This window comes from Pseudomonas sp. S11P7 (assembly GCF_023195435.1).
GTDB lineage: Bacteria > Pseudomonadota > Gammaproteobacteria > Pseudomonadales > Pseudomonadaceae > Aquipseudomonas > Aquipseudomonas fluorescens_G.
This window is the reverse complement of record NZ_JALPKS020000002.1, coordinates 1,800,075-1,817,679: the sequence shown is the minus strand read 5'-3', so window position 1 is coordinate 1,817,679 and position 17,605 is coordinate 1,800,075. Positions and strand designations below refer to the sequence as shown.

Genomic DNA, 17,605 nt, shown 5'->3' with positions numbered 1-17,605 from the left:
GGTTCTGGGTTGAAGACACAATATGTGTACGACTCAATCCTTGTGGGAGCTGGCTTGCCAGCGATGGGGCCCTCACTTACACCGCTGATTTAACGACCGAAGGCTGTGCGCGCATCACGCACAACCCGTAATAGATCAAACCGCCCAGCGCCGAGCCGGTGAACCAGCCGTAGCTGTAAAACCAGCTGAACGCATCGCTGCCCAGCGACAGCAAGGTCAGCAGCACCGGCACGCCGAAGGCGATGAACCCGGCGCCGTTCCATGCCGGGTACACGTCGTCGCGGTACAGGCCGGCCAGGTCCAGTTGCTGTTTCTTGATCAGGAAATAGTCCACCACCATGATCCCGGCAATCGGCCCGAGCAGGCTCGAATAGCCCAGCAGCCAGTTGGAATACACGCTTTCCAGGCTGACATCGGACACGATCAAACCGAGCTTCTTCAGCAACTCATGGGCCATCAGCGCCAGCCCGACCAGGCCGGTCAGCAATACTGCTTTGGTGCGGTTGATGACCTTTGGCGCGATGTTCTGAAAGTCGTTGGTGGGCGAGACGATGTTGGCTGCGGTGTTGGTCGACAGCGTCGCGATGATGATCAGCGCCATGGCCACCGCCACCCACACCGGGCTCTGGATATGACCGATCAGCGTGACCGGATCCGACACGGTGACGCCGACCAGTTTCACCGACGCCGCGGTCATCACCACGCCGAGCGCGGCGAACAGAAACATGGTCAATGGCAGGCCGATGATCTGCCCAAGGATCTGGTCCTTTTGGCTTTTGGCGTAGCGACTGAAGTCAGGAATGTTCAGTGACAGCGTGGCCCAGAAACCGACCATCGCCGTCAGCCCCGCCGCGAAGTAACCGACCACGCTGGCGCCCTCCGGACGCTTGGCCGGGATCGCCATCAGCTCGCTCATCGACACATTGGGCATCGCCCACACCAGCAGGCCAATACCGACCGCCACCAGCAGCGGCGCGGACAGGGTTTCCAGCCACTTGATCGACTCGGCGCCGCGAATCACCACCCACAGGTTCAGCGCCCAGAACACCATGAAACCGATCACCTCACCGGTGCCGCCCAAGGATTTCCAACCCTCGAACACCGAGCCCAGAAACAGGTGGATCGCCAGCCCGCCGAACATCGTCTGAATGCCGAACCAGCCACACGCGACCAGCGCGCGAATCAGACACGGTACATTGGAGCCGAGAATGCCGAACGACGAGCGCAGCAGCACCGGAAACGGGATGCCGTACTTGGTCCCGGGGAATGCGTTCAGCGTCAGGGGAATCAGCACGATGATGTTGGCGAACAAAATCGCCAGCAGCGCTTCACCGACCGTCAGGCCGAAATAGGCGGTGAGTACGCCGCCCAGCGTATAGGTCGGCACGCAGATCGACATGCCGACCCACAGCGCGGTGATGTGCCATTTGTTCCAGCTGCGTTCGTGCACCTTGGTCGGTGCCATGTCGTGGTTATAACGGGGACTGTCGAGGACGTCGCTGCCGGCTTCGAGCTCGAACAAGCCGTCGCGCTCGCTCACTTGCGATCTGATCTGTTGCATGGCCGCTCCACTGTTCTTCTGATTATTTTTGCTCATCAGGCGGCTGGCACACGCAGGTGCGAGCCGGACGATGGCCGGAGGAACTGACAACTTTCATGCACCGGCCATGGTGTCAGCGGCGGCATCAATAAACGTGCCGGGTGTCCCGCATAGCGACAGGGCCGAGCTTTAAACGCTTTGCAACTTTCTGATATTCATCAGTTTTAATTATTTATCCAGTCGGCCCGCGGAAACTTGTCTGAACGCTCAGGCTAAACGTCGGGCAAGTTGTCCGAACTGTCAGGACTCAATCTGGTGCACTGTGATTTTTTTCCTTGTGAGCGAACCGCTGCAGCTCAACTTCAAGCGGCTGATTTCACATAGGAAATCTTGCTCATATTTCCATCCTGTCAAGTGCGTCAAAATGGTGAACGGCCTCACCATTTTGGTGAATCATATTTTTTATCGTTATTATTCAGGCACTTAAAACAATTCCAAGCTTATAAAAAATATTCTTGCTCAATTATAAAATCGCGACTAGTTTCTATTCCTGACAGCCATGACAGGAATAAACCCTGCTGTGCTGAAGACCTATAAAACATCTAGAGCCGACACCAGTCGGTCATGCCTGCGAGGAACTCGGAATGTCTCTGTTGATCCGTGGCGCCACCGTTGTTACCCATGATGAAAGTTATCGCGCCGACGTCTATTGCGCTGACGGCGTGATCAAAGCCATCGGTGCAAACCTGGATATTCCGGCCGGCGCTGAAGTGCTCGACGGCAGCGGCCAATACCTGATGCCCGGCGGCATCGATCCGCACACGCACATGCAACTGCCGTTCATGGGCACCGTGGCCAGTGAAGACTTCTACAGCGGCACGGCGGCAGGTCTGGCCGGCGGCACCACGTCGATCATCGACTTCGTGATTCCCAACCCGCAGCAGTCATTGATGGAAGCGTTTCATCAGTGGCGCGGCTGGGCGCAGAAGTCCGCCTCCGATTACGGCTTCCATGTGGCGATCACCTGGTGGAGCGAGCAGGTCCGCGAGGAAATGGCCGAGCTGGTCAGCCACCACGGCATCAACAGCTTCAAGCATTTCATGGCCTACAAGAACGCGATCATGGCCGCCGACGACACGCTGGTGGCGAGCTTCGAGCGCTGCCTGGAACTCGGCGCGGTGCCGACCGTGCATGCGGAAAACGGCGAGCTGGTCTATCACCTGCAACGCAAGCTGATGGCCCAAGGCATCACCGGGCCGGAAGCGCATCCGTTGTCGCGGCCGTCACAAGTCGAAGGCGAAGCGGCGAGCCGGGCGATTCGTATCGCAGAAACCATCGGTACGCCGCTGTACCTGGTGCACGTCTCGACCAAGGAAGCCCTCGACGAAATCACCTATGCGCGCAGCAAGGGCCAGCCGGTTTACGGTGAAGTGCTGGCCGGGCATCTGCTGCTTGATGACAGCGTCTATCAACACCCCGACTGGCAGACCGCCGCCGGTTACGTGATGAGCCCGCCGTTCCGCCCGCGCGGGCATCAAGAGGCGCTGTGGCATGGCTTGCAGGCCGGCAACCTGCACACCACCGCCACCGACCACTGCTGTTTCTGCGCCGAGCAGAAAGCCGCCGGGCGCGACGACTTCAGCAAGATTCCCAACGGCACGGCCGGCATCGAAGACCGCATGGCGGTGCTCTGGGATGAAGGCGTCAACAGTGGCCGTTTGTCGATGCAGGACTTCGTCGCTCTCACCTCCACCAACACCGCGAAAATCTTCAATCTCTATCCGCGCAAAGGCGCGATCCGCGTCGGCGCTGATGCCGATCTGGTGCTGTGGGACCCGAACGGTACGCGGACGATTTCCGCCAAGACCCACCATCAGCAGGTGGACTTCAATATCTTCGAAGGCAAGACCGTGCGCGGCGTGCCCAGCCACACGGTCAGCCAGGGCCGGCTGGTCTGGGCCGACGGCGACCTGCGCGCCGAACGCGGCGCCGGGCGCTATATCGAACGGCCGGCGTATCCGGCGGTGTTTGATTTGTTGAGCAAGCGGGCAGAGATGCACAAGCCCACAACTGTGAAACGCTGAAGGCGGCCTTCGGCCTATCGCTGGCAAGCCAGCTCCCACAAGGTTTTGTGAACGCCATAGATCCCTGTGGGAGCTGGCTTGCCAGCGATGAGGCCATCACAAGCACCACAAAACCCACTGCCCGACAGAGGCAGAGAACCTCAAATAACCGTGAGGCAAAAAACCGTGATCGACTCCCTGAACCACCTCCCCCACCCGCACGAAAGCGCGGCCGCCCTCGCCGGGCATTTCACCGATCTGGCGCCGCCGCTCAATGCCCGGCAGGCGCATCTGGAAGCGTCGCGCTGCCTGTATTGCTACGACGCACCGTGCGTCAATGCGTGCCCGAGCGAGATCGATATCCCCTCGTTCATTCGCAATATCCATCAGGACAACGTACCCGGCGCGGCGCAGAAAATCCTTTCGGCGAACATTCTTGGCGGCAGTTGCGCGCGGGTCTGTCCGACCGAGATTCTTTGCCAGCAAGCCTGCGTGCGCAACAACGCTCAGGAATGCGCGCCAGTGCTGATCGGCCTGCTGCAACGCTACGCCGTCGACAACGCACACTTCACCGAACACCCGTTCCAGCGCGCGGCCAGCAGCGGTAAACGCATCGCCGTGGTCGGCGCCGGGCCGGCCGGTCTGTCGTGTGCGCATCGCAGCGCCATGCACGGGCATGACGTGGTGATTTTCGAAGCGCGGGACAAGGCTGGTGGCCTTAACGAATACGGAATCGCCAAATACAAACTGGTCGACGATTACGCGCAGAAGGAACTGGATTTTCTCCTGCAGATCGGCGGCATCGAAATCCGCCACGGGCAGAAACTCGGCGAAAACCTGACCCTCAGCGAACTGCATCAACAGTTCGATGCGGTGTTCCTCGGCCTCGGCCTCAACGCCAGCAAGCAGCTCGGCCTGGCCCACGAAGATGCACCCGGCGTGCTCGCCGCCACCGATTACATTCGCGAACTGCGCCAGGCCGATGACCTCACGCAACTGCCATTGGCCGAGCGCTGCATCGTCCTCGGCGCCGGCAACACGGCAATCGACATGGCCGTGCAAATGGCCCGCCTCGGTGCGCGGGATGTGAATCTGGTGTATCGCCGCGGCGCCGCTGACATGGGCGCGACCCTGCACGAACAGGATATCGCCAAGGCCAATCAGGTGCGTTTGCTGACTTGGGCGCAACCAGAAGAAGTGCTGCTCGACGCTCAGGGCCATGTGCGCGGCATGCGTTTTGCCCGCACCGATCTGGTCGACGGTCGCCTGCAAGCCACTGGCGAAACCTTCGAGCTGGCCGCCGACGCGATCTTCAAAGCCATCGGCCAGAGCTTCGACGGCGGCGCCCTCGCCGACCCGCTGGCGCGTGAACTCAAGCGTCAGGGCGAGCGCATTCAAGTGGATGAAAACCTGCGCACCAGCATCCCCGGTGTGTATGCCGGCGGTGACTGCACCAGCCTCGATCAGGACCTCACCGTGCAAGCCGTGCAGCACGGCAAACTCGCCGCCGAGGCGATCAACGCGCAATTGATGCTCAACGTGGAGGCTGCGTAAATGGCCGATCTCTCGATAGTCTTCGCCGGTATCAAAGCCCCGAATCCGTTCTGGCTGGCCTCCGCGCCACCCACCGACAAGGCCTATAACGTGGTCCGCGCCTTCGAAGCCGGCTGGGGTGGCGTGGTCTGGAAAACCCTTGGCGAAGACCCCGCAGCGGTCAACGTTTCCTCACGTTATTCGGCGCATTACGGCAATAACCGGGAAGTGCTGGGCATCAACAACATCGAGCTGATCACCGACCGCTCGCTGGAAATCAACCTGCGCGAAATCACCCAAGTGAAAAAGGACTGGCCCGACCGTGCGCTGATCGTCTCGCTGATGGTGCCGTGCGTGGAAGAATCGTGGAAACACATCCTGCCGCTGGTCGAGGCAACCGGCGCTGACGGCATCGAGCTGAACTTCGGCTGCCCCCATGGCATGCCCGAGCGCGGCATGGGCGCGGCGGTCGGTCAGGTGCCGGAGTACGTCGAGCAGGTGACGCGCTGGTGCAAGACCTATTGTTCGCTGCCGGTGATCGTCAAACTGACGCCGAACATCACCGACATCCGCGTCGCCGCTCGCGCCGCACATCGCGGTGGCGCCGATGCGGTGTCGCTCATCAACACGATCAACTCGATCACCAGCGTCGATCTGGAGCACATGGTCGCCCTGCCCACCGTCGGCAGCAAAAGCACCCACGGCGGCTATTGCGGCTCGGCGGTCAAACCGATCGCACTGAACATGGTCGCCGAAATCGCCCGCGATCCGCAGACTCAAGGCTTGCCGATCTGCGGGATCGGCGGCATCGGCAGCTGGCGCGATGCGGCGGAATTCATCGCACTGGGCAGCGGCGCGGTGCAGGTGTGCACGGCGGCGATGCTCCACGGTTTCCGCATTGTCGAGGAGATGAAGGACGGCTTGTCGCGCTGGATGGACAGTCAGGGTTACGCCAACATCAGTGAGTTTTCCGGGCGCGCGGTGGGCAATACCACCGACTGGAAATACCTCGATATCAACTACCAGGTGATTGCGAAGATTGATCAGGCGGCGTGCATTGGTTGCGGGCGCTGTCACATCGCTTGCGAAGACACCTCACACCAGGCGATCGGCAGTTTGAAACAGGCGGACGGCACGCATAAATACGAGGTGATCGACGACGAATGTGTGGGCTGCAACCTGTGCCAGATCACCTGCCCGGTGGCGGACTGCATCGAGATGGTGCCGATGGAAACGGGCAAGCCGTTTCTCGACTGGAATCATGATCCGCGCAATCCGTATCACGTAAGTGCCTGAACCACCGCCACTGATCGTTCCCACGCTCTGCGTGGGAATGCCTCTAGGGACGCTCCGCGTTCCAATGGGACGCAGAGCGTCCCGGGCTGCATTCCCGCGCAGAGCGTGGGAACGATCATGTAGGAGCTGCCGCAGGCTGCGATCTTTTGACTTAGGGCTCCAACCCGATCCCGCGCAAGATCACACTCGTCACCGTCTGCACCGCCCGCTCGAACTGCATGTCCGACAACGGCTGATGCTCGTTCAGGATATTCACCTGATGATCGAAGTCGGCATAGTGCTGGGTCGAGGCCCAGATCATGTACAGCAGGCTCGACGGCTCCACCGGCAGAATCCGCTTGTCCTCGACCCACTGGCGAATCTTCGCTTCCTTCATTTTCGCCCAGTCATACAGGCTGGCATCCAGCGCCTCGCCGAGGGTCGGCGCGCCATGGATGATTTCGTTGGCCCAGACTTTCGAGCCGTACGGGCGGCTGCGCGAGTGGTTCATCTTGGCGCGGATGTAACTGCTGAGCACAACGCGCGGATCGTCGAACATCTCAAAGCACAGCGCGTCCTGCTTCCACACTTCGAGCAGGTCGAACAGCACCGCGCTGTACAGCTCGCTCTTGGTTGAAAAGTAGTAATGTAGATTGGAGCGTGGCAGTTGCACCTCGGCGGCGATGTCGGCCATGGCGGTACTGCCGAAGCCTTTTTCGGCGAAGACTTTTTCCGCCGCCAGCAGAATTTTTTCGACGTTGCTGCGGCGAATTTCGATCTTGTGATTGCCCATGTGGGCTCCCTGACGACAGCGTTGACCAAGACTAGCATTCGCTTGCAACGGATGGAAAACCCAGGCTCCCACAGGCTCAATGCGGTTGTGTGTCACCCGCCGCGGTGTCAATGCTGACCACCACCGACATCCCCGGCCGCAACCGCTCCTCTTCCTGCTGATCCGGATCTATGGTGATCCGCACCGGCACGCGCTGGGCGATCTTGACGAAGTTGCCGGTGGCGTTGTCGGCCTGCAGCAAGGCGAATTCAGAACCGGTGCCCGGGGAAATATGCTGCACGTGCCCGGTGAATTTGCGGTGGTTCAAGGCATCGACAGTGAAGCGCACCGGTTGCCCGACGCGGACGTTGTCCATCTGGGTTTCCTTCATGTTGGCGATCACCCATTTCTGATCCGGCACCAGCGCCATCAACTGTGCACCGGAGTTGACGTAAGCGCCGAGGCGCACGCCAATCTGCCCGAGCTGGCCGTCGCGCGGGGCGACGATGCGCGTATTCGACAGGTCGATCCGCGCCAGTTTTACCGCCGCTTCGGCGCTGGCCACGGCGGCTTCCAGCGAGCCACGATTGACGATCACGGTTTGCAGGTCCTGGCGGGCGATTTCCAGGTTGGCCTTGGCTTGCGCTACGGCAGCGGTGCTCTGCGCATTGGCGGCAAGGGTCACGTCGAATTCGCGCTTGGACACCGAGCCGTCGCTGACCAGATCCTTGTTGCGGCGCAGATCCGCCTCGCTCTTGCGCAACTGCGCTTCACTGTCGGCCAGTACCGCCTGGCGCAACTTGATCGTCGCTTCGGCGCTGTTGCGTTGCTGTACCACGTTGGCCAGCGCCGCGCGCTGCACTGCCAGTTGCGCCAGCGCCTGATCGAGGCGCTGCTGGTAGATCCGGTCATCCAGACGCACCAGCAGATCGCCGGCCTTCACGTATTGAAAATCCTGCACCGGCACTTCAAACACATAGCCGCTGAGCTGCGGCCCGATGATCGTCACCTGCCCGCGAATCAAGGCGTTTTCGGTGGTTTCGACGGCGCTGCTGAACGGCGGCAATTGCCAGGCGTACAGCACGATCAGCACGCCGACGATGGCAATCGCGGCAAAGCCCAGTGACGAGATGATGCGCACGCGCAGCGAGCGTGGCGCGGTGTTTGGCGATGACGGCGGCGTCTGCCCTTCAGGCGTGGCGGCAATTGCGTTGGTGGTTGTGGTGGTCGGTTCGGTCATGAAGAAGTGGCACCGCTTGATGGTACGGAAGGCGTCGGCTCGATGGCTTTGGTGGTGCTCATCAGCCACAACGCGCGAATCGAAAGCCAGATCATGGTCAGTACGGCAATGACCGCGATCAGCATGAAGACATCGTTATAGGCCAGCACGTTCGCTTCGCGGGTTGCCGCATTGGCGAGGCTGCGGATGCCGACCAGATTGCGCAGGCCGGGGTCGGCGAAAAACCCGCTATAGGCCGCACCACCACTTTGCACGCGCGCCGCCACGAGCGGATCGGACATCACCAGTTGCTCGACGATGTGGCTGGAATGGTATTTCTCGCGCACGATCTGAAAGGTCCCGAGCAGTGCCGCGCCGAGCAGCCCGCCGAGGTTGTTGCAGATCCCGAACAGCACGGAAAAGCTCACCAGATTGCGCGGATTGGTCAGCACGTTGCGCGTGCCGAAGACCATGGTCGGGCCGAGAAAAAACGTACTGCCGAACGCCAGCAAAAACTGGCTGACATACATGTTTTGCGGGCGCGTGATGTTGCTGGAAAAACTGTCCATCACCGACCCCGTGGCCATCAGCGCCAGGGAGATGATCAGTGGCATCAGCAAGTGTTTCGGGTCGATGGTCAACGCGCTGGTCGCCAGCCCGGCGATGCTGCCGATCAGCATCACCACGTACAGGCTGTGCAACTGCTCATAGCCCATGTTGAGGTTCTGCAGGAAACCCACCGCGCCGGTGGATTGCTCCGAAGTGACCATGCGAATCAGGGTCACCGCCAGCGCCAGGCGGATCATCGTTCCGCTGCCCAGCCAGCGCGTCATCAGCAGCGGGTTGCTACGGTTGTGCTCAATGGCCAGGCCCATGATGATCAGCGCGATCGACGCCGCCAGTGCGACGCCGATCCAGTCGGCTTCCAGCCACCAGTCGATACGCCCCAGTGACAGCACCGCACAGAGCAGGCCGACGCCGGTGGCGAGAATGGCGAAGGTCAGGAAGTCGAGTTTTTCAAAGGTCTTGAAGCGGTCGCCCGGCGGCAACTTGAGCAGCAATACGCAGCCCAGCGACAGCAGCGCCATGCCCAGTTCGAACAGGTACAAACCGCGCCACTCGGCAATCTGCAACAGGTCTTCGGAGAACAGCCGCGCCAGGGGCAGCGCCAGTTGCGAGGTGCCGAGGCCAAGCACCAGTGCCTTTAGCCGCCACTTCGCCGGGAACGCCTGAACCATGTAATACAGGCCCAGCGAACTCAGCGCCGCGCCGACCATGCCATGCGCCGCCCGCACCGCTATCGCCGAATTCAGGTCGTTGACGAACAGATGCCCAAAGGTCACCAGCGCATACAGCACCAGAAACACCTCGGTGAAAGCACGCAAGCCGAACTGCTGCCGAAACTTCACCAAAAGCAGGTTCATCGACACGTTGGTCATCACGAAGGCTGCCGGCAACCAGGCCATTTCTGCAGTGGTCGCGCCGAGCGAGCCTTGCAGATAAATCAGGTTGGCGACCACCAGCGAGTTACCCAAACCGCCGGTCACCGCCACCAGCACACCGACCAGCGCATAGGCCAGGCGCTTGCGGTTGGAGTGCAACGGCGTCGAAGGCGAACCGGGCAGGCTGGGCTTCTCGTGCGGCTGCCATTGGCGCGGAGCGTATTTATCCATCGAAAGGCCTTGTGCGGAGGATGGGCCAAGTTTGCCGCAATTCGCCCGGCAACACACATTCCCTGGACAACACAAAACCCTGTAGGAGTGAGCCTGCTCGCGATAGCGGCGTGTCAGTCATCGATTTCGTCACTGACAAACCGCTATCGCGAGCAGGCTCACTCCTACAGGGGACAATGCGCCCCGCTGGAGTCATCGTATAACTTGCTGTTGACAATCCCCGAAAATATGGGAAATATCCGCATCGATGTTGTACGACGACGTATGACAAATAATAAAAACAACAAGCGAATCTGGGAGCGTCACAGTGAGCACACTCGCCCGCAATTCCGTCCGCCCTTCACCTGTTTCCAATTTCAAACCCCGTTCGACCCTGAGCCTGATCGGCTGCAGCAGTCTGGTCCTCGCCCTGCCGATGAGCGCCCAGGCCGAAGGTTTCCTCGAGGACAGCAAAGCCACGCTGAACCTGCGCAACGCCTACTTCAACCGCAACTTCGTCAACCCGGCCAACCCGCAGGGCAAGGCTGAAGAGTGGACGCAGAGCTTCATCCTCGACGCCAAATCCGGTTTCACCCAGGGCACCGTCGGCTTCGGCCTCGATGTGCTCGGGCTGTACTCGCAAAAGCTCGATGGCGGCAAAGGCACCGGCGGCACGCAACTGCTGCCGATCCACGATGACGGTCGCCCGGCGGACAACTTCGGTCGCCTCGGTGTCGCGCTGAAAGCCAAGGTGTCGAAGACCGAATTGAAAGTCGGTGAGTGGATGCCAGTGTTGCCGATCCTGCGCTCCGACGACGGACGTTCGCTGCCGCAAACCTTCCGCGGTGGCCAGATCACCTCCACCGAAATCAACGGTCTGACCGTCTACGGCGGCCAGTTCCGTGGCAACAGCCCGCGCAACGATGCAAGCATGGAAGACATGTCGATGAACGGCCGCGGCGCGTTCACTTCGGACCGCTTCAACTTCGGCGGCGGCGAGTACACGTTCAACGACAAGCGCACCATGGTCGGCGTGTGGTACGCCGAGCTGACCGATATCTATCAGCAGCAATATTTCAACCTCAGCCACAGCCAGCCGCTCGGCGACTGGACCCTGGGCGCCAACCTCGGTTTCTTCACCGGCAAGGAAGACGGCAGCGCTCAGGCCGGCGACCTCGATAACAAGACCGCGTTTGCCATGCTTTCGGCCAAATACGGCGGCAACACCTTCTACGTCGGCCTGCAGAAACTCACCGGTGACGATGCCTGGATGCGGGTCAACGGCACCAGCGGCGGGACCCTGGCCAACGACAGTTACAACGCCAGTTATGACAACGCCAAGGAACGCTCCTGGCAGTTGCGTCATGACTACAACTTCGTCGCCCTCGGCATTCCTGGTCTGACGTTGATGAACCGCTACATCAGCGGTGATAACGTGCACACCGCCAGCACCAACGACGGCAAGGAATGGGGCCGCGAATCGGAACTGGCCTACACCGTGCAGAGCGGCCCGCTGAAAAGCCTCAACGTGAAATGGCGCAACGCGACCATCCGCCGCGACTTCAGCACCAACGAGTTCGACGAGAACCGGATTTTCATCAGCTATCCGATTTCGTTGTTGTAACGGTTGGTGGTTTGCTCTGTGGGAGCGAGCTTGCTCGCGAAAGCTTGAAGTAAGCGGGAGCCTTTTTTATTGCTCGAGCGGGCCCCATCGCTGGCAAGCCAGCTCCCACAGGGTTTTGTGGCGGAAAGAAGGATTGGAGCCGACTCAGATTATTGTGGGAGCTGGCTTGCCAGCGATGGCGGCGGCAGATTCGGCAGTAATGGACTCTGACACACCGCCCTCGCGAGCAGGCTCGCTCCCACAAGGGATTGCATTGCAAGGCGGGAATCAGGGGTTCAGAAAAATGATTCGGCCCTTCCGTCATCTACACCAAAAGTCGCGTTGACAAGTTCCGGGAACCCTACCGATACTTCAGCGCAGTCATACGACAACCTACAACAAACCTAATAACAATGTGTTCAGGGATTGCCATGACTTCTACCTCTACTCCGCGCGCTCCATTCAATCGCCTGCTGCTGACCGGCGCTGCCGGTGGCCTGGGCAAAGTTCTGCGCGAACGCCTGCGTCCTTACGCCAATGTGCTGCGTTTGTCCGATATCGCCGCCCTCGCCCCGGCCGTCGATGATCACGAAGAAGTCGTACTCTGCGATCTGGCCGACAAACAGGCCGTGCATCAACTGGTCGATGGGGTCGACGCGATCCTGCATTTCGGCGGTGTCTCGGTCGAGCGCCCGTTCGAAGAAATCCTCGGCGCCAACATCAGCGGCGTGTTTCACATCTACGAAGCCGCACGCAAGCATGGTGTGAAGCGGGTGATCTTTGCCAGCTCCAACCACGTCATCGGCTTCTACAAGCAAGACGAAAAACTCGACGCCAGTTCCCCGCGCCGCCCTGACGGTTACTACGGTCTGTCCAAGTCCTACGGCGAAGACATGGCCAGCTTCTATTTCGATCGCTACGGCATCGAAACCGTCAGTATCCGCATCGGCTCCTCGTTCCCGGAACCGCAGAACCGCCGGATGATGCACACCTGGCTGAGCTTCGACGACCTCACGCAACTGCTCGAGCGTTCGCTGTACACGCCGAACGTCGGTCACACCGTGGTCTACGGCATGTCCGACAACAAAGACGTGTGGTGGGACAACCGCTACGCCAGCCACCTCGGTTATGAAGCCAGGGACAGCTCGGAAGTGTTCCGCGACAAGGTCGAAGCACAACCGATGCCGGCCGCCGATGATCCGGCGCGAATCTATCAGGGCGGCGCCTTTGTAGCGGCCGGCCCGTTCGGCGACTGATCCCCGCGACCACGACACGAGGTAATCAGTATGCAAGCCGAATTGATCGTCGATGCGCGCAACGCTGTGGGCGAAAGCCCGGTCTGGGTCGCCGAGGAAAACGCCCTGTACTGGGTGGACATTCCCAACGGCGGGCTGCAACGCTGGAGCGCCGACAGCGGGCACGTGGCGTCGTGGAAAGCGCCAGAAATGCTCGCCTGCATCAGCCGCCACCGCAGCGGTGGCTGGGTGGCCGGCATGGAAAGCGGTTTCTTTCGCCTGCACCCGCACAGCGACGGCAGCCTCGACAGCGAATTGCTCGCCAGCGTCGAACACAGCCGCGCCGACATGCGCCTCAACGATGGTCGCTGCGACCGTCAAGGGCGTTTCTGGGCCGGCAGCATGGTGCTGAACATGGGCCTGAATGCGCCTGAAGGTCGACTCTATCGCTACGGTGCCGGGCAGTCCGGTGTGGTCGAAGCGCAACTCGACGGTTTCATCGTGCCCAACGGCCTCGGCTTCAGCCCGGACGGCAAGACCATGTACCTGTCGGATTCGCATCCCGAGGTGCAACTGATCTGGGCGTTCGACTACGACACCGAGACCGGCACGCCGTCGAACCGCCGGGTGTTTGTCGACATGAACCACTTCCCCGGCCGCCCCGATGGCGCCGCCGTGGATGCCGAAGGTTGCTACTGGATCTGCGCCAACGACGCCGGCCTGATTCACCGTTTCGCCCCGGACGGTCGTCTGGATTTTTCACTGGAAGTGCCGGTGAAGAAACCGACCATGTGTGCCTTCGGCGGCAGCGACATGAGCACCCTGTTTGTCGCCTCGATTCGCCCCGGCGACGACCACGATCCGCAATCCCTGGCCGGTGGCGTGTTTGCCCTGAAGCCCGGCGTCAAAGGACTCGCCGAACCACTGTTCAACGATTTGCTTTAAACCCTCTGCTGCACCGCTGCGCCTTGAACACAAAAATAACAAGACTGGAGACTCACCCCCATGAACTTCAAACGCACCTTGCTCGCCGCTGCACTCCCGCTGATCTTCACCTTTGCCGGTGCCGCTCAGGCGGAGATGAAACTGAAATTCGCCGACATTCACCCCGCCGGTTACCCAACCGTGGTGGCAGAAAAATCCATGGGCGATACCCTGACCAAGGAAACCAACGGCGAGCTGACTTTCCAGTATTTCCCGGGCGGTGTGCTGGGTTCGGAAAAGGAAGTCATCGAGCAGATGCAGGTCGGCGCGGTCCAGCTGTCGCGCGTCAGCCTGGGGATCGTCGGCCCGGTGGTGCCGGACGTGAACGTGTTCAATATGCCGTTCATCTTTCGCGATCAACAGCACATGCGTAACGTCATCGACGGTCCGGTGGGCGACGAGATCCTCGACAAGATCACCAACTCCGAATTCGGCCTGGTGGCCCTGGCCTGGATGGACGGCGGCACGCGCAACATCTACACCAAGAAACCGGTGCGCAATCTCGAAGACCTCAAAGGCATGAAAATCCGCGTGCAGGGCAACCCGATGTTCATCGACATGATGAACGCAATGGGCGGCAACGGTATCGCCATGGACACCGGCGAGATCTTCAGCGCCCTGCAGACCGGGGTGATCGACGGCGCGGAAAACAACCCGCCGACCCTGCTCGAACACAACCACTTCCAGAACGCCAAGTTCTACAGCCTGACCGGTCACCTGATCCTGCCAGAGCCGATCGTGATGTCGAAAATCACCTGGGAAAAACTCACTCCGGATCAGCAGACCCTGGTCAAGAAAGCTGCCAAGGCTGCCCAGGCTGAAGAACGCGTACTGTGGGACAAGAAGTCCGCTGCCAGCGAAGAAAAACTCAAGGCCGCCGGCGTCGAGTTCATCACCGTCGACAAGAAACCCTTCTACGACGCCACCGCTCCGGTACGCGAGAAGTACGGCGCGAAATACGCTGACCTGATCAAGAAAATCGAAGCCGTTCAGTAACGCCCTCCCGCTCCGTACTCATGAAAAAGGCCCGGCGCGCCTGCTGTTCGAGGCGCGCCCGGTTACGGTGGAACCCGATGAAGAATCTGCTGCTGCGTATCAACGACAAGATCTACATGACGTGCATCTGGGTCGCCGGCCTGTCTGTCCTGGCAATCTCCCTGATGATCCCCTGGGGCGTATTCGCCCGCTACGTGCTCGGCACCGGCTCCAGTTGGCCGGAGCCCACGGCGATCCTTTTGATGATGGTGTTCACCTTCATCGGCGCCGCCGCCAGTTACCGCGCCGGTGCGCACATGGCCGTGGCCATGCTCACCGACCGCATGCCGCCGCAGCTGAAATCCGCCGCGGCGATTTTCTCCCAACTGCTGATGGCCGCGATCTGCATCTTCATGACCATTTGGGGCGCCAAGCTGTGCATGTCGACCTGGAACCAGTTCATGGCCGCCCTGCCCGATTTGCGCGTTGGCGTGACCTACCTGCCGATTCCCGTGGGCGGCTTGCTGACGCTGATTTTCGTGCTGGAAAAACTCTTGCTCGGTGACCAGAGCAAACGTCGGGTCGTGCAGTTCGACCTGGTTGAAGAAAGTGAAGGTACCGCTTAATGGACGCTCTGATTCTGCTGGGCAGTTTTATCGTATTGATCCTGATCGGCATGCCGGTCGCCTACGCGCTGGGCGCTGCGGCGCTGATCGGTGCGTGGTGGATCGACATTCCGTTCCAGGCGGTGATGATTCAGGTCGCCTCGGGGGTGAACAAGTTCTCCCTGCTTGCGATTCCGTTCTTCGTCCTGGCCGGGGCGATCATGGCCGAGGGCGGCATGTCGCGGCGCCTGGTGGCGTGTGCCGGCGTACTGGTGGGTTTCGTGCGCGGCGGCCTGTCACTGGTCAACATCGTCGCTTCGACGTTCTTCGGCGCGATCTCCGGCTCCTCGGTAGCGGATACCGCTTCGGTGGGTTCGGTGTTGATTCCGGAAATGGAACGCAAGGGCTATCCGCGGGACTTCTCCACTGCCGTGACCGTCAGCGGCTCGGTGCAAGCCCTGCTCACCCCGCCAAGCCATAACTCGGTGCTCTACTCGCTGGCTGCCGGCGGTACGGTGTCGATTGCCTCGCTGTTCATGGCCGGCATCGTCCCGGGCCTGATGATGAGCGCGTGCCTGATGGTGCTGTGCCTGATCTTCGCGAAAAAGCGCAACTACCCCAAGGGTGAAGTGATCCCGATGCGCCAGGCGTTGAAAATCGTCGGCGAAGCGCTGTGGGGCATGATGGCCATGGTGATCATTCTCGGCGGTATCCTCTCGGGTATTTTCACCGCCACCGAATCGGCGGCCATCGCTGTGCTGTGGTCGTTCTTCGTGACCATGTTCATCTACCGCGACTACAAGTGGAGCGAACTGCCGAAACTGATGCACCGCACCGTGCGGACGATTTCCATCGTAATGATCCTGATCGGTTTCGCCGCCAGCTTCGGCTACGTCATGACCCTGATGCAGATTCCGGCGAAGATCACCACGCTGTTCCTGACCCTGTCGGACAACCGTTACGTGATCCTGATGTGCATCAACGTCATGCTGCTGTTGCTCGGCACGGTGATGGACATGGCGCCGCTGATCCTGATCCTTACGCCGATCCTGATGCCGGTGATTCTCGGGATCGGGGTCGACCCGGTGCAGTTCGGCATGATCATGCTGGTCAACCTGGGGATCGGATTGATAACACCGCCGGTGGGAGCCGTGCTGTTCGTCGGTTCGGCGATAGGCAAAGTCAGCATCGAAAGCACCGTGAAAGCGCTGCTGCCGTTCTACGGCGTGCTGTTCCTGGTACTGCTGCTGGTGACCTACGTGCCGGCCATTTCCCTGTGGCTGCCGCACCTGGTGTTGTAAACCGCTGACCCATCGCAGCCCAGGCCGGGCTGCGATGGTTTTACCTCAGGCCCGCAGCAACATGTACCCCGCCACCACCACGCAGACACTTGCAAACCCGAGCTGCAAGGCCCGCGCCGGCACCCGCGCACAGAGTTTGCGGCCGATGATCATGCCGACCACGCTGGCGATAATGAACGCCGCGCCCTGGCTGTCGATCCGCACGCCGGCGTGAAACGCGCCGATCACACCCATCGCAGAAATCAGACTGATCACCATCAACGAGGTGGCGACAATGCCGCGCATCTGCACATCGGTGAGTTGCTTGAACGCCGGCACGATCAGAAAACCGCCACCGACCCCGAGCAAACCCGAAACCACCCCCGTAACCGCGCCCAACGCCGCCAGGGTCGCGGTGCATTTGGCGGTCCAGTCGAAGCGCCCGGTCTGCTCGTTGAGCATGCAGTTTTTCTGGCCCCAGCTGGCGTGACCGTGATCGCTCGGCCCCGCTTGCTGGCGCTCTTTTCTGAACATGCGCCAGGCGACCATGACCATCAGCAGGCTAAACAGGATCATCAGCACCTTTTCCGGCAACTGATGCGCGAAATAGATCCCCAATGGCGAAAACACCGCCCCTAATGCTGCGATCAGCAGCGCCGCGCGATACCGCACCAGGCCGTGGCGCAAGCCATCGATAGCGCCGACTGCCGCCGCGCTGCCCACCGCAAACAACGCCACCGGCGCCGCTTGCGTCATGCTCCAGCCAAGCCCGAGCACCAGCGCCGGCACCGCAAGAATCCCGCCGCCAGCGCCGGTCAAACCCAGCACCAGGCCCATCACCACGCCAAACACACTTGCCAGCCACATAA

At 60.8% G+C, this 17,605-nt stretch carries 14 protein-coding genes; 9 read left to right on the top strand and 5 right to left on the bottom strand.

Annotated elements, in window-relative coordinates; all coding sequences use genetic code 11:
- Positions 1–76: 76 nt before the first annotated feature.
- Positions 77–1,561 carry an NCS1 family nucleobase:cation symporter-1 gene (locus M0746_RS08420; RefSeq protein WP_258448785.1) on the bottom strand — a complete coding sequence of 495 codons (1,485 nt, stop codon included), beginning with the start codon at positions 1,559–1,561 and terminating at the stop codon, positions 77–79.
- Positions 1,562–2,184: 623 nt separating this feature from the next.
- On the opposite strand from M0746_RS08420, the gene hydA reads away from it, so the two are divergent.
- The 3 genes from hydA (at position 2,185) to preA (ending at position 6,432) form a co-directional block, all read left to right on the top strand.
- Complete coding sequence (gene hydA, locus M0746_RS08415) at positions 2,185–3,624, top strand: dihydropyrimidinase (protein ID WP_258448784.1); 1,440 nt, start codon at positions 2,185–2,187, stop codon at positions 3,622–3,624.
- A gap of 165 nt (positions 3,625–3,789) precedes the next feature.
- Positions 3,790–5,157 carry an NAD(P)-dependent oxidoreductase gene (locus M0746_RS08410; RefSeq protein WP_258448783.1) on the top strand — a complete coding sequence of 456 codons (1,368 nt, stop codon included), beginning with the start codon at positions 3,790–3,792 and terminating at the stop codon, positions 5,155–5,157.
- Positions 5,158–6,432, top strand: a complete 1,275-nt coding sequence (gene preA / locus M0746_RS08405; protein WP_258448782.1) for an NAD-dependent dihydropyrimidine dehydrogenase subunit PreA — start codon at positions 5,158–5,160, stop codon at positions 6,430–6,432.
- Positions 6,433–6,583: 151 nt separating this feature from the next.
- On the opposite strand, the gene M0746_RS08400 is transcribed toward preA, so the two are convergent.
- The 3 genes from M0746_RS08400 to M0746_RS08390 form a co-directional block, all read right to left on the bottom strand.
- Positions 6,584–7,204, bottom strand: a complete 621-nt coding sequence (locus M0746_RS08400) for a TetR/AcrR family transcriptional regulator (protein ID WP_090282838.1) — start codon at positions 7,202–7,204, stop codon at positions 6,584–6,586.
- A gap of 76 nt (positions 7,205–7,280) precedes the next feature.
- Entirely contained in the window at positions 7,281–8,423 is a 1,143-nt protein-coding gene (locus M0746_RS08395) for an HlyD family secretion protein (RefSeq protein WP_093102428.1), read from the bottom strand.
- Positions 8,420–10,075: an MFS transporter gene (locus M0746_RS08390; protein ID WP_258448781.1), complete on the bottom strand. Its 1,656-nt coding sequence runs from the start codon at positions 10,073–10,075 to the stop codon at positions 8,420–8,422. Before M0746_RS08390 ends, M0746_RS08395 begins: the two co-directional genes overlap by 4 nt.
- 307 nt (positions 10,076–10,382) lie before the next feature.
- Between M0746_RS08390 and M0746_RS08385 the strand changes: the two genes are divergently transcribed.
- From M0746_RS08385 to M0746_RS08360, 6 genes are all read left to right on the top strand, one after another.
- Complete coding sequence (locus tag M0746_RS08385; RefSeq protein ID WP_423815354.1) at positions 10,383–11,678, top strand: OprD family porin; 1,296 nt, start codon at positions 10,383–10,385, stop codon at positions 11,676–11,678.
- 410 nt (positions 11,679–12,088) lie between these two features.
- A complete protein-coding gene (locus tag M0746_RS08380) occupies positions 12,089–12,913 on the top strand; it encodes an NAD-dependent epimerase/dehydratase family protein (RefSeq protein WP_208940710.1) in 825 nt (274 codons plus the stop codon).
- Positions 12,914–12,943: 30 nt separating this feature from the next.
- Positions 12,944–13,837, top strand: coding sequence for an SMP-30/gluconolactonase/LRE family protein (locus M0746_RS08375; RefSeq protein WP_258448780.1), 894 nt, complete (start codon positions 12,944–12,946; stop codon positions 13,835–13,837).
- A 60-nt stretch (positions 13,838–13,897) separates the two neighbouring features.
- Complete coding sequence (locus M0746_RS08370; protein ID WP_258448779.1) at positions 13,898–14,872, top strand: TRAP transporter substrate-binding protein; 975 nt, start codon at positions 13,898–13,900, stop codon at positions 14,870–14,872.
- A gap of 77 nt (positions 14,873–14,949) precedes the next feature.
- Positions 14,950–15,477 (top strand): TRAP transporter small permease, encoded by a 528-nt coding sequence (locus tag M0746_RS08365; RefSeq protein WP_258448778.1) that lies wholly within the window; start codon positions 14,950–14,952, stop codon positions 15,475–15,477.
- The gene (locus tag M0746_RS08360; RefSeq protein WP_258448777.1) at positions 15,477–16,757 is read left to right on the top strand and encodes a TRAP transporter large permease; all 1,281 of its coding nucleotides are present in this window, start codon (positions 15,477–15,479) and stop codon (positions 16,755–16,757) included. Before M0746_RS08365 ends, M0746_RS08360 begins: the two co-directional genes overlap by 1 nt.
- Positions 16,758–16,802: 45 nt before the next feature.
- Here the strand turns inward: M0746_RS08360 and M0746_RS08355 are convergent, their stop codons facing one another.
- Complete coding sequence (locus M0746_RS08355) at positions 16,803–17,603, bottom strand: sulfite exporter TauE/SafE family protein (protein WP_258448776.1); 801 nt, start codon at positions 17,601–17,603, stop codon at positions 16,803–16,805.
- Between the last annotated feature and the right edge of the window lie 2 nt (positions 17,604–17,605).